We start from the raw sequence: 6,561 nt of genomic DNA on the forward strand, positions 1-6,561 counted from the left end.
TAAAGCTGTAATAATTATTCAGAAAAGCCATTTGGATGTGTTTGAACCCATTTCCAAGCACTGGAAATGATATCATCAATATTATCGTGTTGAGGATGCCAATTTAAAATGGTTCTGGCCTTGGTAGAGTCAGCTACAAGTGAATCTGGGTCACCGCCACGACGTGGACCCATTGTATAAGGAATATCTTCTCCAGTAACTTTAATAGCACTTTGCAAAATTTCTAAATTAGAGAATCCATTTGCACTACCTAAGTTAAATACATCGCTCTTTTGGTTCTTAACAACGTAATGTAATGCAAGAACATGAGCTTGGGCTAAGTCTACTACATGAACATAATCACGTACATTAGTACCATCAGGAGTGTTGTAATCATTACCAAAAATAGTAAAGTTACCAGTACCATTTTTAGCAGCTAAAAGAATATTTGGAACCAAGTGGGTTTCAGGGGCATGATCTTCACCAATTGAAGCATCTAAGCTAGCTCCAGCTACATTAAAGTAACGTAATGCAATAGATTTAATGCCGTCAGCTTTGTCGGTCCAACGCATAATCTTTTCCATCATGAGTTTTGTTTCACCATATGGGTTAATTGGATTAGTTGGAGCTGTTTCTTTAATAGGTAAATCTTTAGGAATGCCATATGTTGCAGCACTTGAAGAAAATACTAAATTCTTAACACCTGCAGTCTTCATAGCTTTAAGCAAGCTAATCATACCAGAAACATTATTGTGGTAATATTTAAGTGGTTCTTGAACAGATTCACCTACTAATAAATATGCTGCAAAGTGAATAACTGCATCAATTTTTTCATCCATTAAAATATTAGTTACAAGGCTAGTATCTAATACATCTCCATGATAAAACTTAGCTTTTTTATTAACAGCTTGTCTGTGCCCAGTATATAAATTATCTAAGACAACAACATCATTTCCATCTTCAAGTAAAGCATTAACAGTATGAGAGCCGATATATCCAGCTCCTCCAGTTACTAAAACACGCATAATCAAAAACTTCTTTCCATATTAATAATTAACCTTAGTATAACAAATAATTTAATAATATAAATAATTTATACTTTAAATTATATCTCAAGCATTGAGAAAGCTAGCTAGCTATGCTAATATCTATATATACTGCTAGATATTGTTCTCTATTTCTTCGGTAGCGAAATTGAGATTATGTGGTCAATTTAGCAGTATATAAACACTGTGTGAGCCCGGTTCCGATGTTGGTGGAATTGGGCTTTTTTCTTCATATAATTTTGAATGAAACAAAAGGACGCATTAAGCGTCCTTTTGTTTTAAGCTATTGAATAAAATAAAGTTGATTAAAGAAATAATAATTAAACTTGCCAAAATAAGTAATAATACAGGCATAGTCATATGATTTAATAGAATTGCCCCAAATAAAGCTGCTAAAGCCCTACCAGCGGATGTGCCAGCCAAAACTAAGCCTTGATAACGGCCAGCTTGGTTTTTAGGTGCATGAGCGTGAACATAGGCACTTACGGCAGGAAAAGCTAATGCTTCACCACAAGTAAGAATGAACATTGCTAATAAATAATTCGAATAGTTATTAGCACCAATCAAAATAAGAAATGAACTTGCAAATAAGGTAAAGCCAATATAGAGTCTTGCATTGATTTTTTTGCTTAAATAACTATCGAAATAGGTCAAGATAGGTTGAGAAATTGTGATTAAAGCAGAATTTAATGTCCAGCAAAAACTATATTCAGCTGTCGAAATACCGTGGTTGAGCATATGAACTGATAAGTTGGAATCCCATTGTTCGTATGCGAGCCAGCAGAAGAACATGCAGATAACAAGACTAATGATAGTCCAAAAGTTCTTTTTACTAGAAAAATTTCGTTGGATAGGTGTTGGTGCAGCCTGTACCAGATTAGCCTGATCTAGCTTTCTGAAGAAAAGTAATAATAATCCAGTAAATACTACAAAAAAAGTAAAAGCTGATGCAAACCAAGCTTGGGGACCTAAAAAAGTAATGATACCAACTAATAATGAACCAATTACTAATCCTAAGTTTCGTGTCATATATAGCAAGTTAAAGAAGAACGAAGAAGCATGGGTTTTCATTGTAGTCGCAATTGAGTTAATTGCAGTTGTAACAACTCCGTCACCAATCCCATAAATAACTAAAAAAATTGGATAAAATGGCCATGAAGGGATTAAAAACATTGCAAGTGCACAAAAACTAGTTATTATTGCACCAAGTAAAATTGTTTTGAATGGTGTGATTTTATCAAAAATAGCACCACCAATAGCATTTCCTAATAAAGTAGTGCCATAGTATAAAAGAAGAACAATAGCAGCTACTGTAAGAGTTTGATGGAGATATTGGTGCATATAAATTGTGGTTAATGGCCAAATAAAGCTAATCCCAATATTGTAAATAAGGGATCCTAAAAGTAAAAATCGAATTTTTACAGGATCTTGTTTAGTTTGTTCCATCTGAAACCTCATTTCGTCTTTGATGAGTTAGTTTTAACTGATTACTCAACATAAATATAATGATAGATATTATAACGATAAATGTACAAAAGATAAATAAAATTAAATAACTTGAATTATCAATAATTAAGGCGCCAATTAAAGGGCCAAAGGCTCTACCAGCTGATGTAACAGATTGGACTATTCCTTGGTAATATCCTTTTTCTGAGTCATCAGCACGGTCATTAACGTATGTTGAAACAGCTGGTAGACATAAAACTTCACCTGTAGTTAATAAGGCCATTGATATAGCAAAAATTGTCCATGAGCGTGCAAACAGCAATAATAAGAATGCACCAGCAAATAATGTGAAGCCTAAATATAACCGCCCTTTAAGATGTTCTGTGAGAAAATCATCAAAGTGGGTTAAAAATGGTTGAAAAATTACAATTAAAAGTGCATTTAAAGTCCATAGTAAAGAGTATGATTGAACTGATAAATTAATACTCAGCATATAAGTTGAAATGTTAGAATTCCATTGTTCATAAGCAATCCAAACACATAACACACAATTTAATATTGCCAAAATTTGATAAAATTGAGCCTTATTCATATGATTTTTAGCAACTTTGTTTAATTTAGTTTGATTATTATGACCATGGACTAAGTTTAGGCCATGATATTTTGTTATTACAATTACTTCAAAACTTGTAAACATTAAAAAAGCTAAAATAAATAGGTAAGTTATACCAAACGGCAAAACAAAACCCACAATTAATGATCCAAAAACCAAACCTAAATTTTGAGTAAAGTAAAGACAATTAAAAATATAACTAGGATTATGGCTCTTCATAAAAGTAGCGATAGAGTTAAGTGAAGTAACAAGGATGCCATTTCCAATTCCTAGTGTTAGTAGGAAAATCGCATAAAAAGGCCAACCATGCCAAAATATTAAGGCAAGCGAAGAAGCTGCAGCAATAAATACACCGCTAGCTATTGTTTGATAGGGATGCCAACGATCAAATAAAAAGCCGCCTAATAAATTTCCTAATAAAGTAAAAGCAGAGTTTAAAAAGAGAACAATCCCTGCCATTGTTAGACTTTCATGAAGATAAGTAGTCAAATATATTGTAGTTAATGGCCAAATAAAGCTAATGCCAGTATTTGCGATTAAACTTCCTAGGAGTAAATATTGTAATTTAACAGGATCGATTCGTTTCTCCAAAATTTCACCTCAATTTCTAAAAATCCATAAAAAAAACTGTCAATAAAGGCAGTTTAATCATTCATCCAAGGACTATAGTTGCTTTGGAATAAGTCATTGATAAGTTTAGTGTCAGTTTCATTTTTTCTTTTTGCCTGACGAACTTCTTTTGAACTTAACTTATTAACAATATAATATTTCAATGCTTTATTAGTCAAAGTATTAAAATCTACGTGCATCTTTTCGCAATAAGTTGATACTAAGCGTTCAGTTTCAGGGTCTAATTCTATCTTTTTCGTCATAAAGCCCCACTCCTTTTATTTTTTATTATAACATCAATCGTTTGAACCTGCCTTATGGCACTAGTAATGATAAAATTACAGTGTATAAAATCTAGGAGTGATATAAATGGAACAAAAACTAGTAAAGCTTCTTTTAAGGATGCGTGAGCGTGTCTTTTTCAGAGCAGCTCAAAGAACATTTGCTATGATTATGCCTTTTGCTTTAATTGGGGCATTTTTTCAAATGTTCTCAAAAATCTTGTTAAGTCGTGATAGTTTATTTTTTAACATCTTAAATCTGAGCAAAGTATTTCCACAAATTGTTTTCCAAATAGCTCGCTTTATTAGTGGTGGAGTAATTTTCGCTATTTTTGGCCTTTTTGGTGTTTATGCTGCCTATTTTATGGCCCTTTATACTGCCAGAATTTATAACAAAGATTCAAAACTTGCCGGAATTACGGCTATTATTGCGGTCTTTTTGATTAGAAGTCCAAATTTAAGTATGAATAATGGCTTTAGCGCCGTTGATTTGCAACTATTGTCGATTAAAAGGATGTTCACCACACTTTTTATCGGATATTTGGTTGGACAAGTATTTCGCTTCTTAGGGCAAGATCATGCTATAAAAAGAATTGAGCACGTTTTTGATATTAAGGATCGTGCTTTTGCGGCGGTAAAGCCAGTTGTTGCTTCTTTATTTATGGCGGTTGTAGTAGCGAGTTTTATTTATGTTTTACAGGTTAAAATTTTTAATTCAGATCTTGTTACTACAATTGCAGATAAGATTATTACTAGTAATAACTTGTTAATTAACGTTCCTTTAGTTTTATTAGCAATTTTTTTGCATTGGCTAGGAATCGGTACACCACTGGAACTAGCAATGTCGGGTCAAAATGGTGGTGCAGCAACTGCTAATTTTAATTATGCTTTGACTCATGGCTCTAGTTGGAACGTGCCCTTTAAATACTTAGGTTCAAACTTAGTGCAATCATATGGAACTTTGTCAGGTGCAGCTTTTACTGTTAGTTTGATTATTGCGATTTTGTTACTAGACCGTAATAAGCAAAATAAGTTAGTAGCAAAGGCCTCGATTTTTCCAGCACTGTTTGGGGTATTTAACGGCCTTTGGGTTGCCTTTCCAGTTTATTTGAATCCACTCTTAGTCTTGCCAGTCTTAGTTATTCCATTAGTTAATATTGTAATTTCTTCATTAGCAATTGCCTTACATTTAATTCCGGTTAGCGTTTATCCAGTCTTAGCTGGAACGCCAGGAGTATTAATTCCCTATATTGGAACTAACGGTTCATGGCAAGCATTACTAATGACAATTATCTTAGTGATTTTGGATGTTTATATCATCATGCCGTTTTATAAAATAAATATGAATGTGCAAAAGCGAATTGCCGAAATTGATGCTTTGCAAGATAGCCGGGTAATCAGCTTTAAGGGACGGAAAAAGATTATCAAAGAGGAGCTAGGTAATAATGAAAAGACTTATGCAAAAAATGCGACTAAATAAAGATTATTGCTGGATATTGTCTGCTCTAATAGTGGTAATAGCAACAGCTATTCCAACGATAATTTGGGTGAATTCAGCTAATAAAATTCGAGCTCAGCGGCATAATTCTCAAGTGTCTCCAGTAATTATGGTGCCCGGCTCTAGTGCAACAACGGAACGTTTTAATCAATTAGTTAAATTACTAAATCAAAAAACCGATCGTAAGCATAGTTTGTTAAAAGTAAATGTTGGTACGGATGGAAGCTTGACATATTCTGGCTCCATCAGCAAACAAGATCAGGAGCCAATTATTGTAGTGGGATTTAAAAATAATCATGATGGCTATAGTAATATCAAAAAGCAAGCTAAATGGCTGAATATAGCCTTTAACGCCTTATCAAAGCAATACAAGTTTAATAATTTTAAGGCATTTGGACATTCCAATGGAGGCCTTATTTGGACTTATTGGTTAGAGCATTACTATAGTGAGTATTCAAGTATTATAAATATTAAAGTTTTGATGACCCTAGGTAGTCCGTATAATTTTAGCGAAAGTAATATAAAAAATAAAACGCAAATGTTAACAGACTTTATTAAATATAAGTCTAAAATTCCTAAGAGCTTAACGGTTTATTCAATTTCTGGTGGAGAAAATTATGAGTCAGATGGTTTAGTTCCTGAAAATAGTGTGGAAGCGGCGAAATATGTCTTCCAAAAACAAGTTGCTCATTTTACGGCTATGACAGTTACAGGACTTGACGCACAGCATTCAAGTTTGCCACAAAATAAGCAAGTAGTTGAACTGATTAAGCAATACGTCCTCCAAAAGGATAATCAGAATCGGAGAATGATTAGAAAAAGCAGATAGTTTGTGAAGATAAAAAGATGGCTAAATAGCCATCTTTTTTATTTATTCACAAGAGCCAAAAAAATGTGGAAAAAGTTAAGCGTTTATCTTGCACCTTGTGGAAAAGATGCTATACTAAAGATGATTAAAGATTAGCACTCGATGAGTGAGAGTGCTAATAATTAATCTAATATATTGATACACAAGGGGTTGAAACTTTATGACATATTTTGACAACGATTTTGATAACTTGAGACCGTAAAATAGTTTGTGTAAGGATG

General features: G+C 33.2%; 6 protein-coding genes. 2 read left to right on the forward strand and 4 right to left on the reverse strand.

Annotated elements, in window-relative coordinates:
• Positions 1 to 14: 14 nt before the first annotated feature.
• From galE to FC45_RS02200, 4 genes are all read right to left on the reverse strand, one after another.
• On the reverse strand, positions 15 to 1,004 hold the full coding sequence (gene galE, locus FC45_RS02185) for a UDP-glucose 4-epimerase GalE (protein WP_006585340.1): 990 nt from the start codon (positions 1,002 to 1,004) through the stop codon (positions 15 to 17).
• 282 nt (positions 1,005 to 1,286) lie between these two features.
• Positions 1,287 to 2,471 carry an MFS transporter gene (locus FC45_RS02190; protein WP_006588157.1) on the reverse strand — a complete coding sequence of 395 codons (1,185 nt, stop codon included), beginning with the start codon at positions 2,469 to 2,471 and terminating at the stop codon, positions 1,287 to 1,289.
• Entirely contained in the window at positions 2,458 to 3,678 is a 1,221-nt protein-coding gene (locus FC45_RS02195) for an MFS transporter (RefSeq protein WP_180753779.1), read from the reverse strand. Before FC45_RS02195 ends, FC45_RS02190 begins: the two co-directional genes overlap by 14 nt.
• Before the next feature lie 50 nt (positions 3,679 to 3,728).
• The gene (locus tag FC45_RS02200; protein WP_006588155.1) at positions 3,729 to 3,956 is read right to left on the reverse strand and encodes a hypothetical protein; all 228 of its coding nucleotides are present in this window, start codon (positions 3,954 to 3,956) and stop codon (positions 3,729 to 3,731) included.
• A gap of 106 nt (positions 3,957 to 4,062) precedes the next feature.
• Here FC45_RS02200 and FC45_RS02205 point away from each other — a divergent pair, with 106 nt between their 5' ends.
• Both FC45_RS02205 and FC45_RS02210 read left to right on the forward strand, forming a co-directional pair.
• A complete protein-coding gene (locus tag FC45_RS02205) occupies positions 4,063 to 5,454 on the forward strand; it encodes a PTS sugar transporter subunit IIC (RefSeq protein ID WP_081036990.1) in 1,392 nt (463 codons plus the stop codon).
• Positions 5,420 to 6,301, forward strand: coding sequence for an alpha/beta hydrolase (locus tag FC45_RS02210; RefSeq protein ID WP_006585337.1), 882 nt, complete (start codon positions 5,420 to 5,422; stop codon positions 6,299 to 6,301). Before FC45_RS02205 ends, FC45_RS02210 begins: the two co-directional genes overlap by 35 nt.
• Positions 6,302 to 6,561: the final 260 nt, after the last annotated feature.

It is taken from the genome of Lactobacillus jensenii DSM 20557 (genome assembly GCF_001436455.1).
Classification (GTDB): Bacteria; Bacillota; Bacilli; order Lactobacillales; family Lactobacillaceae; genus Lactobacillus; species Lactobacillus jensenii.